This window comes from Phenylobacterium sp., assembly GCF_031360265.1.
Lineage (GTDB): Bacteria > Pseudomonadota > Alphaproteobacteria > Caulobacterales > Caulobacteraceae > Phenylobacterium.
On record NZ_JANMBF010000150.1, the window covers coordinates 11,868 to 29,626 of the forward strand.

Annotated in this window: 16 protein-coding genes and 1 tRNA gene; 11 read left to right on the forward strand and 6 right to left on the reverse strand. The window is 67.5% G+C overall.

What is annotated here, in order from left to right:
- The first annotated feature begins 1 nt into the window (after position 1).
- From RMN86_RS14015 to ssb, 4 genes are all read left to right on the forward strand, one after another.
- The gene (locus tag RMN86_RS14015) at positions 2–2,788 is read left to right on the forward strand and encodes a hypothetical protein (protein ID WP_309606473.1); all 2,787 of its coding nucleotides are present in this window, start codon (positions 2–4) and stop codon (positions 2,786–2,788) included.
- A 31-nt stretch (positions 2,789–2,819) separates the two neighbouring features.
- Positions 2,820–3,494, forward strand: a complete 675-nt coding sequence (locus RMN86_RS14020; protein ID WP_309606474.1) for a hypothetical protein — start codon at positions 2,820–2,822, stop codon at positions 3,492–3,494.
- A gap of 24 nt (positions 3,495–3,518) precedes the next feature.
- Positions 3,519–3,902, forward strand: coding sequence for a hypothetical protein (locus RMN86_RS14025; RefSeq protein WP_309606475.1), 384 nt, complete (start codon positions 3,519–3,521; stop codon positions 3,900–3,902).
- Positions 3,903–4,037: 135 nt separating this feature from the next.
- Positions 4,038–4,514, forward strand: a complete 477-nt coding sequence (ssb, locus tag RMN86_RS14030) for a single-stranded DNA-binding protein (RefSeq protein ID WP_309606476.1) — start codon at positions 4,038–4,040, stop codon at positions 4,512–4,514.
- Between the two features lie 7 nt (positions 4,515–4,521).
- Here the strand turns inward: ssb and RMN86_RS14035 are convergent, their stop codons facing one another.
- The 3 genes from RMN86_RS14035 to RMN86_RS14045 all read right to left on the reverse strand — a co-directional run bounded on the left by RMN86_RS14035 (position 4,522) and on the right by RMN86_RS14045 (position 7,142).
- Complete coding sequence (locus RMN86_RS14035) at positions 4,522–4,953, reverse strand: DUF3617 family protein (protein ID WP_309606477.1); 432 nt, start codon at positions 4,951–4,953, stop codon at positions 4,522–4,524.
- Between the two features lie 69 nt (positions 4,954–5,022).
- A complete protein-coding gene (locus tag RMN86_RS14040) occupies positions 5,023–6,081 on the reverse strand; it encodes a 2OG-Fe(II) oxygenase (protein WP_309606478.1) in 1,059 nt (352 codons plus the stop codon).
- A complete protein-coding gene (locus RMN86_RS14045) occupies positions 6,081–7,142 on the reverse strand; it encodes a 2OG-Fe(II) oxygenase (protein ID WP_309606479.1) in 1,062 nt (353 codons plus the stop codon). The genes RMN86_RS14040 and RMN86_RS14045 overlap by 1 nt, the downstream gene beginning before the upstream one ends.
- Positions 7,143–7,341: 199 nt before the next feature.
- On the opposite strand from RMN86_RS14045, the gene gyrA reads away from it, so the two are divergent.
- The 6 genes from gyrA (at position 7,342) to tgt (ending at position 14,408) form a co-directional block, all read left to right on the forward strand.
- Positions 7,342–10,116, forward strand: coding sequence for a DNA gyrase subunit A (gene gyrA, locus RMN86_RS14050; protein ID WP_309606480.1), 2,775 nt, complete (start codon positions 7,342–7,344; stop codon positions 10,114–10,116).
- Positions 10,117–10,257: 141 nt separating this feature from the next.
- Positions 10,258–10,749, forward strand: coding sequence for a pantetheine-phosphate adenylyltransferase (coaD, locus tag RMN86_RS14055; protein ID WP_309606481.1), 492 nt, complete (start codon positions 10,258–10,260; stop codon positions 10,747–10,749).
- Positions 10,750–10,794: 45 nt separating this feature from the next.
- Positions 10,795–11,676 carry a peptidylprolyl isomerase gene (locus RMN86_RS14060; RefSeq protein WP_309606482.1) on the forward strand — a complete coding sequence of 294 codons (882 nt, stop codon included), beginning with the start codon at positions 10,795–10,797 and terminating at the stop codon, positions 11,674–11,676.
- Entirely contained in the window at positions 11,673–12,137 is a 465-nt protein-coding gene (locus RMN86_RS14065) for a peptidylprolyl isomerase (protein ID WP_309606483.1), read from the forward strand. The genes RMN86_RS14060 and RMN86_RS14065 overlap by 4 nt, the downstream gene beginning before the upstream one ends.
- Positions 12,138–12,198: 61 nt before the next feature.
- Positions 12,199–13,275, forward strand: coding sequence for a tRNA preQ1(34) S-adenosylmethionine ribosyltransferase-isomerase QueA (gene queA, locus RMN86_RS14070; protein ID WP_309606484.1), 1,077 nt, complete (start codon positions 12,199–12,201; stop codon positions 13,273–13,275).
- Entirely contained in the window at positions 13,275–14,408 is a 1,134-nt protein-coding gene (gene tgt / locus RMN86_RS14075) for a tRNA guanosine(34) transglycosylase Tgt (protein WP_309606485.1), read from the forward strand. The genes queA and tgt overlap by 1 nt, the downstream gene beginning before the upstream one ends.
- On the opposite strand, the gene RMN86_RS14080 is transcribed toward tgt, so the two are convergent.
- Positions 14,365–14,976: a hypothetical protein gene (locus tag RMN86_RS14080; protein ID WP_309606486.1), complete on the reverse strand. Its 612-nt coding sequence runs from the start codon at positions 14,974–14,976 to the stop codon at positions 14,365–14,367. The genes tgt and RMN86_RS14080 overlap by 44 nt on opposite strands.
- A gap of 129 nt (positions 14,977–15,105) precedes the next feature.
- Between RMN86_RS14080 and RMN86_RS14085 the strand changes: the two genes are divergently transcribed.
- A tRNA-Lys gene (locus RMN86_RS14085) sits at positions 15,106–15,180 on the forward strand.
- A gap of 46 nt (positions 15,181–15,226) precedes the next feature.
- Here RMN86_RS14085 and RMN86_RS14090 read toward each other — a convergent pair.
- Together RMN86_RS14090 and RMN86_RS14095 are read right to left on the reverse strand one after the other, a co-directional pair.
- Entirely contained in the window at positions 15,227–16,081 is an 855-nt protein-coding gene (locus RMN86_RS14090; protein WP_309606487.1) for an enoyl-CoA hydratase-related protein, read from the reverse strand.
- An 18-nt stretch (positions 16,082–16,099) separates the two neighbouring features.
- Entirely contained in the window at positions 16,100–17,758 is a 1,659-nt protein-coding gene (locus tag RMN86_RS14095) for an amidohydrolase family protein (RefSeq protein WP_309606488.1), read from the reverse strand.
- Between the last annotated feature and the right edge of the window lies 1 nt (position 17,759).

A 17,759-nucleotide genomic window follows, 5' to 3' on the forward strand; every position in this document is an offset into this window, starting at 1 on the left:
CATGGAGATCACCAGCCAAAACCAGGCCTACCTGCTGGGCCTCTTCGACATCAGCGGATCCGGCGGTCTCGGTGGCGGGATGTCCGTCCCGGCCAAACCCGTCGCGCCCACCCCACCCTGGAACGCGCCCACGACAGCGGCGCAAACCAGCGCTGCGGTGACCGCGGCCCTGGCTGGCCACAAACTGATTGACGAAAACGCCGCCAAGCTCGACCTGGCAGGCGCCAGCGCCGACTACAGGAAGCTGTTCGCGCTCTATCAGGGACTCGGTACGCTGACGGCCATCGCCGGCCAAGCGAGCGCCAAATCCATCCTGCCGATCGACAAAACCCGCCTCGACGCGACGTTCGCCGCCGGGTTGTCCGAGGTCGCGGCCTATGTGGCGTCGGCCGGATTCGACAAGCTGCGCGTGTCGGACGGCGTCGTCAGCGGCCTCGAGAAGACGCAGGTTTCCGTGCCCAAGCCGTCCACCAGCTACGTGACCCCGCCCTTGACCAGCGCCATCGGAAGTGAGGTCCCTGCCTTTCTAGGAAATGTGAAATTCATCATTTCAGTCAAGCGGGTAGGGACGACATTTAATGTCCCGATCGACCTGTCGGCGCTGGGCGCGCAACCGCGAACGCTCAGCAACGTCATCGCCTATGCGAACAGCCAGTTGGCGGCGACCGGGGTCGAAACCCGCCTCGTGGCGCAACGCATTCCAGGCCAGCCTCGCTCCTTCCAGAGCGGCGGCAAGTCCATCACCCTGCCGCCCAGCGCCGACGAGTGGGCGCTGAAGGTCGCCGTCGGCACCAGCGAGACTGTGGGCTTTTCGGCGCCGGCGTCGGCCGGCGCGGTCTACGTCGCTCAAGGCATCGGTGATCCTGACCCGGATCACAATCCGCTGACCGCAGATGGGCGGACACAGAACCAACTGGTGAAATTCCAGACGGACACGGTCGCTGTGGACGCTCCGCCACAGATCCCGGGACAGGCGAACTTCGTGGACGGCCGGGTGTTCGCCCACACGCTCGGGCCGGAGGTGAAGACGATTCGCGCCACCAAGGTGGGCGCCGACGGCTCGGTCTATGTGCTCGCGGACATCACCGGGGCCACGGCTGGGCAGAGCATCAAGGGCGCTCAGGACGTGGCTCTGCTGAAGTACGACACCGCCGGCAAGCTGATCTATTCCCGCACCCTTGGGGCGTCGAATACGGCGACGGGACTCGGCCTGGCGGTCTCAGCCGACGGACAAGTCGCCGTTGCGGGCGCTCTCAAGGGTGCGCTGAGCGGGGCGGCCGAGGGTGCGCTGAACTCCGGCGCGACCGGGTCATACGCAGCCTATTCCGACAGCTTCGTCACGCTTTACGACGCGAATGGCCAGGAGCAATGGACCGAGCGGCGGGGTGCGAAGCTCGACGACGAGGCGAGCCAGGTGGCGTTCGGCGCGGACGGCACGGTCTATGTCGCCGGGCGGGCGCGTTCCGTGATGCCGGGGGCCGGGGCGCTGGCGGGGGGCTACGACAGCTATATCGAGGCGTTCAAGACCAATGCCACAACAGGCAAGCCCACAAGCCTGTTCACCAACACTTTCGGGTCCGCCGGCGACGACAAGCCTGCCGGGCTTGTGGTTGATGGGACCTCCCTGGTGACCGCTGGCGTGGAGAGCGGCCACGCGGTGCTGCGCCGCTTCGACATTTCCTCGGGCGTGCCCGTGCAGTCCTCAGTGCGCGACCTTGGCGACCTGCAAGGCGGCGATATCGTCGGCCTTGCGCTCGACGCGGGCCAGGTGGTTGTGGCGGGCTCGACCGCGAACGGATCGCTGTCCGCAGGGACTGTCACCCGCGCCAAGTCCGGCGGCGTCGATGCGTTCGCCGCGCGCATCGACGCCAGCCTGAGCGTCAGCGCTGGCGACGCGGTCGCCTACTACGGCGGGGCGGGAAACGACCGGGCCACATCGCTTGCGGTCAGCGGCGGCCAGGTCTGGATTGGCGGCCAGGCGGGTTCCGATCTGCCGGGGCAGGCGCCTGTGGGTAAGAAGGACGGCTTCCTGGCCAGTCTGGATGTTGCGGCCGGCACGATCGGCTGGTCGCGCCGGTTCACCGGAAAGGATGGCATGGCGTCGCCCACCGCGATCGCTGTCGACCCCGTCGGGGCCAGTGTTCTGGATCGGATCGGCTTGCCGTCCGGAACCTTGAATCTTGCGGATTCACAAAGGCTAACCGCGCAAAGCTCGCTTCGTGCCGGAGATCAATTCAGCGTTAAGGCCAGCGATGGCGTAGCGAAGACGATCACCATCGACGAGGCCGAGACCTATGACACCTTGGCGCAGAAGATCCGCCGCGCCAGCGGCTTCGAGGCGAAGGTCACCGTGACCACCGATCTGAACGGCGAGAGGCAGTTGAGCATCGCGCCGCTCAATTCGCGCATGACTATCCAACTGGACGCCGGCAAGGCGGGCCAGGATGCGTTGGAGCCGCTGGGCCTGAAGGCCGGAGTTATCCGCGAGACAACCCTGATCAATGGGCTCAGCGCCCCGGCCGACGGCAAGGGCATGCTCTATGGCCTGGGGCTGGCGGCCCCGTTGAATTTCTCCGACGCCGTGCAGACGCAACACGCGCTGTCGCAAGTATCTTCGGCCATGGGAATCGTGCGGTCCGCGTATCGCGATCTGGTGGCCGCGGCCACGCCCAAGAGTGCGCTGCCAGCAGCCCAGGCCAACAAGGCCAGCGGTCCGGTGCCGCAATATCTGATCAATCAGATCGCCAACTACCAGGCCGCCCTGGCGCGCCTGACCGGTGGAGGTTGATCCCCGGCGCGTCGGGGTCTAGCCAGAACCCATGGACTTGCTGAAGGAACGCCGGACGGTGCTGGTGCTGGCCGGCGGCGCCGTGGCGCTGATCGCCGGGGCGCTGGCCGCCTGGATCTTGGTGGCCGCGCATCGGGGCGAGACCTCGCGCCCGCCACCGGCCTCCAGCGGCGGACTGGTGATCGACTCTGGCGGCGTGCCGGATCAGCGCCTGGACCCGGCGAAGCCTCTGCGCTGTTTCGTCGCGGGTCGATCAGTGGGTGAGTTGACGCTGGCGCAATGCGCGCGGCGCAATGGAGTCTCCACCGACGCGCTCGACGTGGGGATCGATCGGACCGGCGCGCTGGCCGCGGCTGGCCAGGCCGGGACCGTGCTGACGCCCCTGCCGCCTTCCGAGCAGAGGGCGCCGCAAGATGTCTCCGCAGAGGCGGCGACAACACCGGCGGTTGGGCCCGCCGCCAGCCCCGCGGGCGCCTGCCTTCGCTACGCCGAAGGTCAGTGGCGGCGGTTGCCGGGCGAGATGCCGCTGACGCCCTGTGTTCAGGCCCTGTTCGCCGGGCGGTGTGAGCGTCCGGGCGCCGCCGCCTACGGCCGGTGGATGCAGCAGACCTTGCGTCTGGTCCCGGGCCGCGTCGAGATATCCGCCGACAACCGCAGCTTTCGCCCGCTGGTCGATCAGCCGGCCTGCGCCGTTCCGGCCGGTTGACGGTCAAGGTCGAGGATCCAGCCCATGCCCAGCACCATCCGCGTCATCGCCCTTGTCACAGGCCTTGGCATTGTCCTGTCCGCATGCGCCCAGCGCACCGAGCCACCGGGGGATGCGGGCGTTTGCTATCATGTGGTCCCGCAAAAAGGCGGAAAGCTGAAATACAACAGGCTGGTCAACGCCCCCAACCTGGAGACCTGCGCAGCGAATCTTGAGGCCATGCGCCTGAAATTTCTCCGAATGGGCGGCACGTCGACCGACATCTACGGTGCCTACCAGGCCAATTTCCTGTTTCTCGAGCAACAGGGGGTGATGACCTCCACAAGCCTGGAAGGCCCGCGCTATGTGGCCCTGGTGCGTACCGGCGATGGCAGGCTCGCGATCCCAGGTGCCATGCCGACTCAGTAGTTCGGTGCAGATGCCTGTGGATGGTTCAGCTCAGACATGAACAAAAAGAGAACAAAGTCCTTGCCCAAGCGGCGGCGCACGGCTAGCGTTGCGTCGGGCTGACAGCCCGCAACCCCGGAAGCTCAGGACATCATCATGGCGGGCAGCGTCAACAAGGTCATTCTCATCGGCAACCTGGGGGCCGACCCCGAGATCCGCTCACTTACTTCGGGCGACCGGGTCGCGAACCTTCGGGTGGCGACCTCCGAGACGTGGCGCGACCGCAACTCCGGTGAGCGCAAGGAAAAGACCGAGTGGCACCGGGTCGTGGTGTTCAACGAGAACATCGTCAAGGTCTGCGAGCAATATCTGCGCAAGGGCGCCAAGGTCTATATCGAGGGCGCAATCCAGACCCGAAAATGGGCCGATCAGTCGGGGGTCGAGAAGTTCTCCACCGAGATCGTCCTGCAGAAATTCCGCGGCGAACTGACCATGCTGGACGGCCGTGGCGACAATGCCGAGCAGGGGGAATCCGGGAGTCACGGTGGTGGTTTTTCCTCCGCGCCTCGGTCGCAGAACGCAGCGCCGCGCGAGGAGTTCTCCGCCGACCTCGACGACGAGATCCCGTTCTAGGCGCGACTCAACCCCCGTCCGACGGGCAGTCGTCTCCGAGGCGCCGCGCCGTCGTGCGTGCGTGCACCGGCAAGGTGAAACCGCCGATCTGGGTCTGGATATTCGCATCGACGCGGAAGGTGTCGCCGGTATAGGCGCCCTCTCCAGTGATCGGCACCGGCTTGCCGTCGCGGGTCTTGCAGCTGCCAACGAGACGGATTTTGCCGCCGGCGATGTCCCGCGTCGGATAGGTGCAGGTGTAGATGTGGTTGCTTGGCCCCTGCATGAACTTGGCGACATCGGCGGGCTTGATGCAACGCTTCTCGACCTTGCGGGTCGGGAACGGCGACAGCACCTGATTGGTGGTCTCCCAATAGCCTGGCGTGACACCGGTCTGGGCCGTGGCCACGGCCGAGATCATCAGGAGCGGAACGGTCAGGACGGGGACAACTCGCTTCATCGGCCTGCAGGACATCATGGAAATGCGGCGGAGTTTGGGGCCGGACCGCCGAAGCTCAAGGCCCGGTGCTCAGGCCAGGGCGGCAGCGTTGGCGTCACGCAACACCTGGCCCGCTTCGTCGTAGAGGAACGGCAGGAAGGCGTAGCGGCGCCCCCGGGTCACCGGCGTCGCCTCGTGCAGGAGGCCGCAGGCGAAGACCACGGCGCCGCCGGTGGGAGGGCGATAGGTGCGAGGTCCAAACTCGGGAAAGCGCAGGTCACCGCCTTCGAATTCCTCGGCATTGAGGTTGATCGAGACCGCGAACTTTCGGTGCTGGGTCGCCAAGGTCTCGTTATCGCGGTGGGGGCGAAAGAACCCCCCGTCGGCGGCGTCGTAGCAGGCCACGATGTAGCGCTCGATACGCGTGGCCTGGAACTGATAGGCCCTGGCGATCTCCGGCGCGAGGCGCCGGCTGAGACGCGATACGAGCTCGGCGCGCAAGCCTTCGTCGTCGATGGTCACATCGCGCCGGCGCTTGAACCCGTCGAGCACGCCGACCGTTCGACCGCCCACGTCGCGCATCACGCCCGAGGGGCTCCCGCCGTGCGCCGCGTAGAGCGCGATTAGTCGCTTGCAGATATCCGCCTCGAACACCCGAGGCACGATCAAGGCCGGCGCATAGAGTTCCACGCCGGCGTGCTCGGCGACGGACGGCAAGGCAGCAATGCGGTCGAACAGATCTGCCGTCCCGCCCATCGGCGCCGCGACGATCACCCGCAGCATGGGGTCGAGCAGCAGCCAGTAGGGGCGGGCCTCCTCGCTTTCGATGGCGCCGTAGAGCCGGCTGACGCGACCGTCGGCGTCGAAGAACCAGCGCACCCCCGGTTCCTGGCGGGCTGAGCCCATGGTGGCCGCGTCCCTCGCCACCAGGAAGGCGCTGAGCCGATGGTCATCGAAAAGGGTGCGGTGCGCCGCCAGCGCGGCAAGGGCGGCCTCGCGCCGGGCCCCGGGATCGGGCAGGAAAGCCAACAGGACATAGCGCCCGGCGCTGGTGCTCACATGATAGTGCGCGTTGCCCGGCGCGGCCGCCTCGAACCACGGCGCGGGCTCACCGAGCTGAAAGGGGGGCGTCCAGGCCGGCGAATGCATCAGAGCGTGGGCTCGGCGCGAGCGCCGACCCGCCGTTCATAGGCTGCCAGCACCTCTGCCCCGGCCTCGTCGTAGAGGAACGGCAAAAAGGCATAGCGCCGCCCCGCGGACACCCGCGTGGCCTCGTGCAGCAGGGCGCAGGAAAACACCACCGCCCCGCCCAGCGGTGGGCGATAGGTCTTCTGGCCGTATTCAGCGAAACGCAGGTCGCCGCCCTCGAAGCCGTCGTTGAGATTGATCGAGCACGCGAATTTGCGGTGCGCCGTGCCGAACGTGGTGGAGTCGCGGTGGGCGTGGAACACCGCCCCGTCGGCGGCGTCATAACAACTCACCACAAAGCGTTCGATGCGCGTCGCGGCGAAGCCCAGGCCGCGGGCGATCAGCGGGAACAACCGTCGCTCAAGGCGGTCCCGCAGGGTCGCCTGCAGATCCTCGTCGGCAACAAGCACGTCACGGCGCTTCTTCAGTTCGTCCATCACCGCAACGGTACGGTCGCCCTGGTCGCGCATGACGCCGGTAAAGCGCCCGCCATGGGCATCATGCAGGGCGATGAGTCGAGCGCACAATTCGGGCTCAAAAATGCGCGGGGCGATCAGGATCGGAGCATGCAACGGAACCCCGGCGTGGTCGCTGGGCGCGCCCAGCCGCGAAAGCGCGGCGAAGACCATCTGCGGGTTGCCCAGCTGCACCCGGCCCATCACGCGCAGCGCCGGGTCGAGGATGAGCCACATCGGAGAGTCCGAGCCATCGTTGTTCAATGCGCCGTAGAGCCGGCTCACCGCGCCGTCGATGTCCAGCACCCAGCGCAGGCCGGTCATGTCGGTCGCCGTGGCGGCTGTCGTCGGATCGCGCACCACCACGAAGGCGCTCAGCTTGACGTCGTCGAGCAGGGCGCGATGTGTGGCAAGGACCCGCAGCGCCGCGGCGCTGGCCGGGGCGTCGTCGTGCGGCAGGAACACCAGAAGGATGTAGCGGCCCGCGGCGGTGTCGAACACATACTCCGGGTTGGACGGCGTCGGCGCCGTGAACCAGGGCGCGGGTTCACCGGGCTGCAGCGGCATGGAAGCGAAGTCCTTTCATCCGGCTTCTTAGGACGCCGCGCCCGCCCGGTCACCGTCGATTGTGACCTGCCCGAAACCGTGCTTCCAGACTTCGCCGCGTGGCGCGCGCGCAGGCGGGAGAGGGTTGGCGTCAGCGGCTTCGAAATGCTAATTGTGATCTCCACGTAACCCGCCCGATTCCAACGGCTAAATCCCCGCCTTGACCGACGAAAACACCACTCCGCCGGCTGACCGGCACGGGGGCATCGCCCCTATCGCCATCGAAGACGAGTTGAAGCGCTCGTACCTCGATTACGCCATGAGCGTGATCGTCAGCCGCGCGCTGCCCGACGTCCGCGATGGCTTGAAGCCAGTGCATCGTCGCATCCTGTTCTCGATGGGCGAGCAAGGACACACGCCCGACCGCTCCTATGTAAAATCGGCCCGCGTCGTCGGCGACGTCATGGGCAAGTATCACCCGCACGGCGACCAGGCGATCTACGACACCCTGGTCCGCATGGCCCAGCCGTTCTCAATGAGCCTGCTGCTGATCGACGGGCAGGGGAACTTCGGCTCCGTGGACAACGATCCGCCGGCGGCCATGCGCTACACGGAAAGCCGCATGACCAAGGCGGCGATGGCGATCTTGGCCGATCTCGACAAGGACACGGTCGATTTCAAGGACAACTACGACGGTTCCGAACACGAGCCGGTGGTGCTGCCGTCGCGAATTCCCAACCTTCTGGTCAATGGCGCGGGTGGCATCGCCGTGGGCATGGCCACCAACATCCCGCCGCATAACCTGGGTGAGATCGTCGACGCCTGCCTGGCCTATATCGATGATCCGGAGGTCACCCTCGAGGCGTTGCTCGATATCGTGCCCGGACCCGACTTCCCCACCGGCGGCGAGATCATCGGCCGGACCGGCGCGCGGCTGGCGCTGATGACCGGCCGGGGTTCGGTGATCATGCGCGGCCAGGCCTCGATCGAGGAAATCCGCAAGGACCGTGAAGCGATCATCATCCATTCGATCCCCTACCAGCTGAACAAGGCTGGCCTGGTCGAGCGCATCGCCGAGCTGGTGCGCGAGAAACGGATCGAGGGCATCTCCGACCTGCGCGACGAGAGCGATCGCCAGGGCATGCGCATCGTTATCGAGATGAAACGCGATGCGTCCGCCGACGTCATCCTCAACCAGCTCTATCGCTACACGCCCCTGCAGTCGTCGTTCCCGGTCAATATGCTGGCGCTTAATCGCGGGCGGCCGGTGCAGATGGGCCTGCGCGACATGGTCACCGCCTTCGTGGATTTCCGCGAGGAAGTGGTGGTCCGGCGCACCAAGTTCGAACTGTCGAAATCCCGCGACCGCGGCCATGTGCTGGTCGGCCTGGCCATCGCCGTGGCCAACATCGACGAGTTCATCCAGATCATCCGCTCGTCCAAGGATCCGGCGGAGGCCCGCGAGCGCCTGGTCGCCAAGGACTGGCCGGCGGGCGATATGCTGCCGCTGGTCGAGCTGATTGCCGATCCCCGCACCCTGGTGATCGACGGCGCCCTGATCCGGCTGTCGGATGAACAGGCCCGCGCCATTCTGGCGCTCACGCTCTCGCGCCTGACCGGGCTTGGCCGTGACGAGATCTTCGGCGAAGCCCAGACTTTGGCCGACGCCATCCAGGCCTATCTGGCGTTGCTGGCCTCGCGCGAGGCGATCATGGCCATCGTACGCGAGGAACTGGTCGAGGTGCGCGCCGCCTTCGCCGTGCCACGCCGCACCGAGATCGTCGATGGCGATGCCGACGTCGAGGACGAGGACCTAATCGTCCGCGAGGACATGGTCATCACCGTCACCCACGGCGGCTATGTGAAGCGCACGCCACTGTCGATCTACCGGACCCAGAAACACGGCGGCAAAGGCCGCTCGGGAATGGCCACCAAGGACGAGGATGCGGTGACCCGCGTCTTCTCCGCCAACACCCACACGCCGATGCTGTTCTTCTCCAGCGGCGGCAAGGCGTACAAGTTGAAGGTCTGGCGCCTGCCGGTCGGTACGCCGACCTCGCGCGGCAAGGCCTTCGTCAACCTGCTGCCCATCGAACCCGGCGAGAGCATCACCTCGATCCTGCCGCTGCCCGAGGACGAGGCGAGCTGGGATCAGTTCGACGTGATGTTCGCCACCCGGTCCGGCGGGGTTCGGCGCAACAAGCTTTCCGACTTCATCGACATCCGCCGCAACGGCAAGATCGCCATGAAGCTCGACGACGGTGATGCGATTGTCGGGGTCGGCGTCTGCAACGCCCGGGTCAACGATATCCTGCTGACCACGGCGCTCGGCCGCTGCATCCGCTTTCCGACAGAAGACGTCCGGGTGTTCGCCGGCCGCGACTCCACCGGCGTGCGTGGCGTCCGCCTGGCTCAGGGCGACAGCGTGATCTCCATGGCGATCCTGCGCGCCGTCGCCGCCACGCCGGCCGAGCGCACAGCCTATCTCAAGCACGCCCGGCTGATGCGGACGGCGGCCGAAGGCGAGGATGGCGACGAAGCGCCCACCATCGACGACGATGAAGCCGACGGCGAAGATCAGGTCAGCCTGACGCCGGACCGGATCGCTGAACTCGGAGGGGCGGAGGAAATCATCCTGACGGTCTCCACCGAAGGCTTTGGCAAGCGGACCTCGGCCTATGAATTCCGGCGCACTGGGCGCGGCGGGCAGGGCCTCCTGGCCCAGGACCTCACCAAGAAGGGTGGCAAGCTCGCCGCGTCGTTCCCGGTTGAGGAGAGCGACCAGATCCTCATGGTCACCGACCAGGGCCAGCTGATCCGCACCCCGGTCCGCAAGGTCCGCCTCGCCAGTCGCAATACCCAAGGCGTCATCGTCTTCCGAACCGCGGAGAACGAGCACGTGGTCTCGGTGGAACGGCTGGCCGACACCGGCGAGGACGACGAGGCGGTCGAGGACGAGGCCCCAGGGGACGGCGGCGCCGCTCCTGAAGCTTAGGCGACTGACCAGACTTGCGGGAAAGGTCCTGCAGACCTGCAGCACCTGGGGCTGTGGTCATGGCGTTGCCGACGATTTTCCCTTGCCAGAACGTCTCCGCACGGCGAAAGGCGAAGATCTGTTGTTGAGGAACGAAGCAGCATGACCCGTGTCGGGCTCTATCCGGGCGCCTTCGATCCCATCCACAACGGTCACGTCGACATCATCAGTCGCGCCGTGAAGCTATTGGACAAGCTGGTCATTGGCGTCGCCATCGATACCGGCAAGAGTCCCATGTTCAATATCGAGGAGCGGGTGGCGATTGTCGAGGAGGCGGTCGCGCCATTTCGAGGTGCGACCGAGATCGTCGTGCAACCCTACCAGGGCCTGACCACGCACTTCGCACACCAGATTGGCGCCAGCGTCATGGTGCGGGGCCTGCGCGCCGTGACGGATTTCGAGTTTGAGTTCGCGCTCACCGCCATGAACCAGCAACTCGACCGCGAGGTCGAGACGGTCTTCCTGATGGCTGATCCACGTCACCTGGCGATCGCCTCTCGGCTGGTGAAGGAGATCGTCCTGCTGGGCGGCGACGTGACCAAATTCGTCAGCGCCGACGTGAGGGATCGCCTGATGGCCAAGGCCGGCCGCTGATCGGCTGGCTGGCGTCGCGGCCTTCGTCCGGTTACGAGTGAAACCATGAGATCAGTCCTGCTTGCCGCCGCCATAACGGCTGTTGCCGTCACGGCCTTCGCGGCCCCGAAAAAGGCGCCGCTCCCTGCAGCCGCCGCGCCGGCCAAGACCATCGATCCCGCCGCGCCCGGCCCTGCGGACTGGCGCCGTCCAGATCCCGACGACGTGCTGGTGATCGACACCAACAAGGGCCGTATCGTGGTCGAGATGCTGCCCGAGGTCGCGCCGAAGCACGTGGCCCAGGTGCGCGCCCTGGCGCATGAGGGCTTCTATGATGGCCTGCGCTTCTTCCGGGTCATCGACAAGTTCATGGACCAGACCGGCGACCCGCAGAACAACGGCCAGGGCGGGTCATCGAAGCCCAACCTGCCCGGCGAGTTCACCTTCCGCCGGGGCTCCGATCTGCCGTTCGTGATGGCCGCTGACCAGACCGTGGCCGAGGTCGGGTTCATCAAATCCCTGCCGGTGATGAGCCAGTCGATGATGCTCGCCGCCATGACCAGGGATCAGAAGGTCACCGCCTGGGGACTCTATTGTCAGGGTGTGATGGGCATGGCGCGCGACAGCACCCCCGACTCCGCCAACAGCCAGTTCTTCCTGATGCGCTATCCCTATCCATCCCTGGACAAGAACTACACGGCCTGGGGGCGCGTGATCGCCGGCCTGGAGGTGGTTCGTGACATCAAGGTGGGTGAGCCGGTCGCCGATCCACAGGATCGAATGGATCACGTGCGCCTGCTGGCTGACATCCCCGAAGCGAGCCGCCCGAAGATCCGGGTCATCGACCCCAAGGGCCCGTGGTTCCGGGCCGAGATCGTCCGCGTTCGCGCCGCCAAGGGCGCGGACTTCACAGCTTGCGATATCGACATTCCTTCTGAGGTGAAATGATGGACTCCGAAAACACCCTGATCCTGCACCTGTCCGGCGGGCCTGTGACGATCAAGCTGCGCCCCGACCTGGCCCCGCAGCATGTGGCGCGGATCAAGGAACTGGCGCGCGAAGGCTTCTACGATGGCGTGGTCTTCCATCGGGTGATCCCGGGCTTCATGGCCCAGGGCGGTGACCCGACGGGCACCGGATCGGGCGGTTCGCCGAAGCCGGACCTGCCGGCGGAATTCTCCAAGGAGCCGCACGTTCGCGGGGTCTGTTCGATGGCCAGGACGGCCAACCCGAACTCGGCCAACAGTCAGTTTTTCATCTGTCTCGACGACGCCCGGTTCCTGGACAGCCAATATACCGTCTGGGGCGAGGTCACCGAGGGTATGGATCACGTTGACGCCTTGCCAAAGGGCGAGCCGCCGCGCGCGCCCGGCGCGATCGTCTCGATGAAGGTCGTCGCCGACGCCTGAAGCCACATCGGCCGTTGTCGGCTTGACGGGCGGTCCGGTGCGTGCGCCTCAACCGCCTTCCATGCAGCTCGCCGATTTCGATTTTGACCTTCCTGAGGATCGCATTGCGTTGCGGCCCGCCAGCCCGCGGGACGCGGCGCGCCTGCTGCTGGTCGCGCCGGGCGAGCCGCTGCGCGATCTTAGGGTTGACGACCTGCCGGACCTGCTGCGCGCGGGCGACCTTCTGGTGCTCAACGACACCCGGGTGATCGCGGCCCGGCTGAAGGGCGTCCGCCAGCGCGGGGAGAGCCGGGTGGCCGTCGAGGCGACCCTGCTCAAGCGCCTGTCGGCACATGACTGGACGGCGCTGATGCGGCCCGGCAAGAAACTGGCCGTGGGTGACCGGGTGGCGTTCGGCGAAACCTCTGACCGCGCCTGCCTGCTGGGCGCGCTCGCCGCCACAGTGCGGGCCAAGGGCGAGGGCGGGGAGGTGACGCTGGGTTTCGATCTGTCCGGACCCGACCTCGACGCCGCGATCGCCGAGCGGGGCGCGATGCCGCTGCCGCCCTATATCGCCGCAAAGCGGGGGGAGGACGACCGCGACCGGACGGACTACCAGACGGTCTATGCCCGTGAGGATGGATCGGTCGCCGCGCCGACCGCGGGCCTGCACTTCACGCCGGATCTGTTCGCCCGGTTGGCGCAAGCGGGCATCGCCACCGAGTTCGTCACCCTGCACGTCGGCGCCGGCACATTCCTGCCGGTGAAGACCGAGGCGCTCGACGATCACCACATGCATGCCGAATGGGGCGAGGTGGACGCCGAGACAGCTGAGCGGATCAATGCAGCCCGGGCGGCCGGCGGGCGCATCGTCTGCGTCGGCACAACCTCATTGCGCCTGCTGGAATCCGCGACCGGCGAGGATGGTCTCGTCAGACCCTTCGAGGGCGAGACGGCGATCTTCATTACGCCAGGCTACCGATTCCGCGCCGCCGACGGCCTGATGACCAACTTCCACCTGCCGAAGTCGACCCTGTTCATGCTGGTCTGCGCTCTGGCGGGGCAGGCTGCCATGCGCGCGGCGTACGCGCACGCCGTCGCGACGGGCTACCGGTTCTACTCCTATGGCGACACAAGCCTGCTCTGGAGGGCCGGCTGATGGGGGCGTTCCCGTTCACGATCTCGGCCACCGACGGCGCGGCCCGGACCGGGGTGCTGGCGACCTCACGCGGTAAGATTCGAACGCCCGCCTTCATGCCCGTGGGCACGGCGGGCACGGTCAAGGCGCTGACCGTCGATCAGGTGGCGGCCAGCGGCGCCGACATCCTGCTGGGCAACACGTACCACCTGATGCTGCGGCCGACGGCCGAGCGTGTGGCGCGCCTGGGCGGGCTGCACCGGTTCATGCGCTGGGAAAAGCCGATCCTGACCGACTCGGGCGGTTTCCAGGTGATGTCGCTTTCGAAGATCTCTAAGGTCACCGAGGAGTCCGTCACCTTCCAAAGCCACATCGACGGCTCCAGACACGTGCTGACGCCCGAGCGATCAATCGCGATTCAGGCTGACCTGCTGGGGTCGGATATCGTCATGCAGCTGGATGAACTGGTGTCCTTGCCGAGCAGCGAAGAGCGAGTGGCCGAGGCCATGCGTCGCTCCGCGCGATGGGGGCAGCGGTCGAAGGCCGCGTTCGGCGCGCGCGACAGCCAAGCGCTGTTCGGCATCCAGCAGGGGGGGCAGTCGCGGGCCCTGCGCGGCGAGTCCGCCGAGCGGCTGATCGAGATCGGCTTCGACGGCTACGCCATCGGCGGCCTGGCGGTGGGCGAGGGGCATGCCGGCATGGTCGAGGTGCTGGACTATGCGCCCGCGATGTTGCCGCCCGAGCGGCCCCGCTACCTGATGGGGGTCGGCAAGCCGATCGACATCGTCGAGGCGGTGGCGCGCGGCGTGGACATGTTCGACTGCGTGCTGCCCACGCGGTCCGGCCGCCACGGCCAGGCCTGGACCTGGGATGGCTCGGTCAATCTGAAGAACGCCCGCTTCGCCGAGGATGACGCGCCCCTCGACGCCGGCATCGCCTGTCCGGCGTCGCGCGACTATTCGAAGGCCTATCTGCACCACCTGGTGAAGTCCGAGGAGATCCTGGGGCAGGTGCTGCTCTCCTGGCACAACCTGGCGTTTTTTCAGGCCCTGATGGCGGCCCTGCGCGCGGCCATCGCCGGGCGTCGGCTGGATGCCTTCCGCGCGGACTTCATGGCCCGCCAGCGGGTGGGCGGATCGGAAAGCGTGGCTTGAAATCCTGGGTGTCCGCGGACCTTTCCGCTAGGACATGCGACGGCCTGGCGGGTCGCGGGCAGCCCCGCGCCTCGCCCAATCCCTTGAGATAGCCCCGGCGCACCGCGCCGGCGGTGATCGCGGCCTGCACCAGACGATCATGCCGTTCCGCACCGGTCAGTCGGCGGACCCATCCGCGGTAGGGGATCACGCCGGACGCCACCCCGGCCACCGCGCCGAGTACGGTCTCGCGACCCTTGTCCAACAGGTCGTCCTGATCCACCGAGGGGGCATCGAGGTCCGCGCCCAGCACCTCGTCCAGGGCTTTGATCTTCGCCCCCAGCTGGTCACAACGCTCGGGCAAGGTCCGCGCATAGGGGTCGGCTACCGCGCGCAGCAGGATGTCGGGTATCTTGGTCTGCAGGACATTGAGGTCGCGCAGCGGTGAGGCGGCGGCGCCCCCTAGGCTCTCGCGGCTGGCCTGGGACGTGGTCTCCACCCGGCGCGAGCCGTCCGACCGTCCGGCGGTGGCGCAGCCGGCGAGCGCGAGCGCCGTCGTTACGACGACGAGGCGGGAAAGAGTGTGCATCGCCCGCGATCCTAGCCTACCCATCGGTTTCGCCAACCGCGTCTGGATGCCCTTGCGCGAGCGGACCCCGGCGCCTAAGGTCCGCGCCGCTTCGCCCGACCCCTTCGATCAAGGGGAATCGCGTCGAGGGGGCCGGTAGCTCAGTGGTAGAGCATTCGACTTTTAATCGAATGGTCGTGAGTTCGAACCTCACCCGGCCTACCAACGCCGCCGTCGCCATCCTGGATCGGGTGCGCCACGCCGCGTCTTCTCAAGTTTCCCACCACGGATAGAGGCTCGGCAGGTCGCTGGACGCCTTGCCGGGGAAGTTGGGGGTGCGTTTCTCGAGGAAGGCGCTGACGCCTTCGCGGACGTCCGGGCCGGCGCCCAGTTCCATGGACAGCCGTCCGTCCACGGCCAGCAGGTCGAACGGGTCCGGCGCGCCGGCGTAGCGCCAGAGCATCTGGCGGGTGAGGGCGATTGAGACGGGAGCGGTGTTCTCGGCGATCTCCATGGCGATGGCGCGGGCGCGGACGAGCAGGTCCTGAGGTTCGACGGTCTCCGACACCAATCCGCCCGCGAGCGCCTCCTGCGCCGATATGAGTCCCCCGGACAGGCACCAGCGCAGCGCCTGGGGCAGGCCGACGAGTTTGGGCAGGAACCAGGCGCTGCCGGCCTCCGGCACCAGCCCGCGCCGGGCGAAGACAAAGCCAAGCCGGGCCGTGGAGGCGGCGATGCGGATGTCCATGGGCAGGGTCAGGGTCGCGCCCACCCCTACGGCCGCCCCGTTGATCGCGGCGATGGAGGGCTTACGGCAATTGAAAATCGCGCCGATGAAGCCCGCGCCCGACCCACGCGGTCGTTCCTGCGCGGCGAACGCTACCGAGCCCTCCGCCTTGGCGTCGAAAGCGCCAGCGCCGCCGGAGATGTCCGCACCGGCGCAAAATCCCCGCCCGGCCCCGGTGACGATCACCACCCGGACCGCGTCGTCCGTATCGGCGCGCCGGAAGGCGTCCTCGATCTCGGCGCCCATCACCGCGGTATAGGCGTTGAGCTTGTCCGGGCGGTTCAAGGTCACCGTCAGGACCGGCCCGTCGAGGTCGTAGAGCAGGGTCTCGTAGCGCATCGCCGCCTCTCCCTCCGATCAGCTGCAGACCATTCCGGCGCGGGCGTCGGTGTAAGCCCCGTCGCGCCACGCGATCTGGCCATTGACCAGCACGGCGTCGATCCCCGTCGCGCCCCGGACATAGCGCATGCCCTCGCCCGGCATGTCGAACACCGGCCGCTCCTCGCCCCGCCCGATACTGTCCGGGTCAAAGATCACGATGTCGGCCGCCTGGCCCGGTTGCAGCCGCCCGCGACCGGTGAGGCCCCAGATGTCGGCCGTGTCGGCGGTGATCTTGCGGACGGCCTGCTCCAGGGTCAGGCGCCCCGACTTGCGCACGAACTCGCTGAACAGATAGCCGGTGTCGCCGTAGGTCGAGAACGAGGCGATGTGGGCGCCACCGTCGCTGGCCCCGATATGCACCAGCGGATGGGCCAGCATCGGCCCGATCCGGTCGGTCTCCTGGTGTCCCATGCCCGCCGCCAGGAAGGCGACGTCCAGGCCATGCTCCAGCGACAGGGTGATCAGCGCCAGGGCCGGCGCCTCGCCGCGTTCGCGGGCGATGTCGCGGAGCGTCCGGCCCACCAGCTCGGCCGGCGCGGCGTCGCCGCCACGGACCGTCAGGCGGCCCATCATCCGTTCCCCGCCGTCCGGACCCAGGTCGGCCACCATCTTGGCGACGGTCTCCGGATCGCGCAGGGCGGCGAGGCGCGCCTCCAGCGGCTGGCGCAGCACCCGAACCCAACGCGGCAGGCGCGCGAAGAACAGGCTGGGCCGCAGGAGGCTGAAGCTGATGTCTATGGGCCGGGTCTGCATCTGCGGCCAGACCCGCGCGCCCCGAGCGAACTGCTCCTCGACGCGGGCCAGAGTGCGCGGCACATTTTCAGGCGTCGCTGAGTTGTCGAACACCGGGGAAAAGGTGGTCGGAATGGCATACTTCAGCGACAGCTCCGCCAGCTGGTCGATGCGCGCGATGGTCAGGTCGGTATCGTAGAATTCGGGAACGCATTGCAGCATCCGGCCGAATTCGCCCAGCACGGCCGACAGCGCCTCCAGCTCTTCGAACTGGGCGAAGCGGCTGGGCACCGGACGGCCATGCTCGTCGACATCGACGAAGCTGGTGGAGAGGCCGACCGCGCCGGCCCGGAGGCATTCGCGCAGCAGGTCCTGCATGCCGACGATTTCGTCAGCGGTGGCGGCGCGCTCCTGGGCGGCTGGACCCATGACCCACAGGCGGATGACGCTGTGCCCGACCAGCGGCGCCACGTTGATCGACAGGTCCTGCTCGATCGCCTCGCGGTAGCCGGCGAAGTCCTCCCAGGTCCAGTCGAACGCCTGGGTGAAAGCCTCGGGGGGAAGCTCTTCGATCTGCTGGAACATGCCCACGAGACGGGCGCGGTCGGCGGCTCTCAACGGCGCCAGCGACAGCGAGCAGTTGCCCGGAACGACGCAGGTGATCCCGTGCTCCAGGGCCGGGCGGGCGGCGCCGTCCCACAGCAACTGGACATCAAAATGCGTGTGCGGATCGATGAAACCTGGGGCCACCACCCGCCCTGCGGCTTCGACGATCTCGCGCGCCTCGCCCACGACGCGACCGAGGGCGGCAATCCGTCCGTCCTTGACCGCGACATCGCCCATGAAGCCCGGCTCGCCCGAGCCGTCCACGATGCGACCGTTCCTGACAATGACATCGAACATG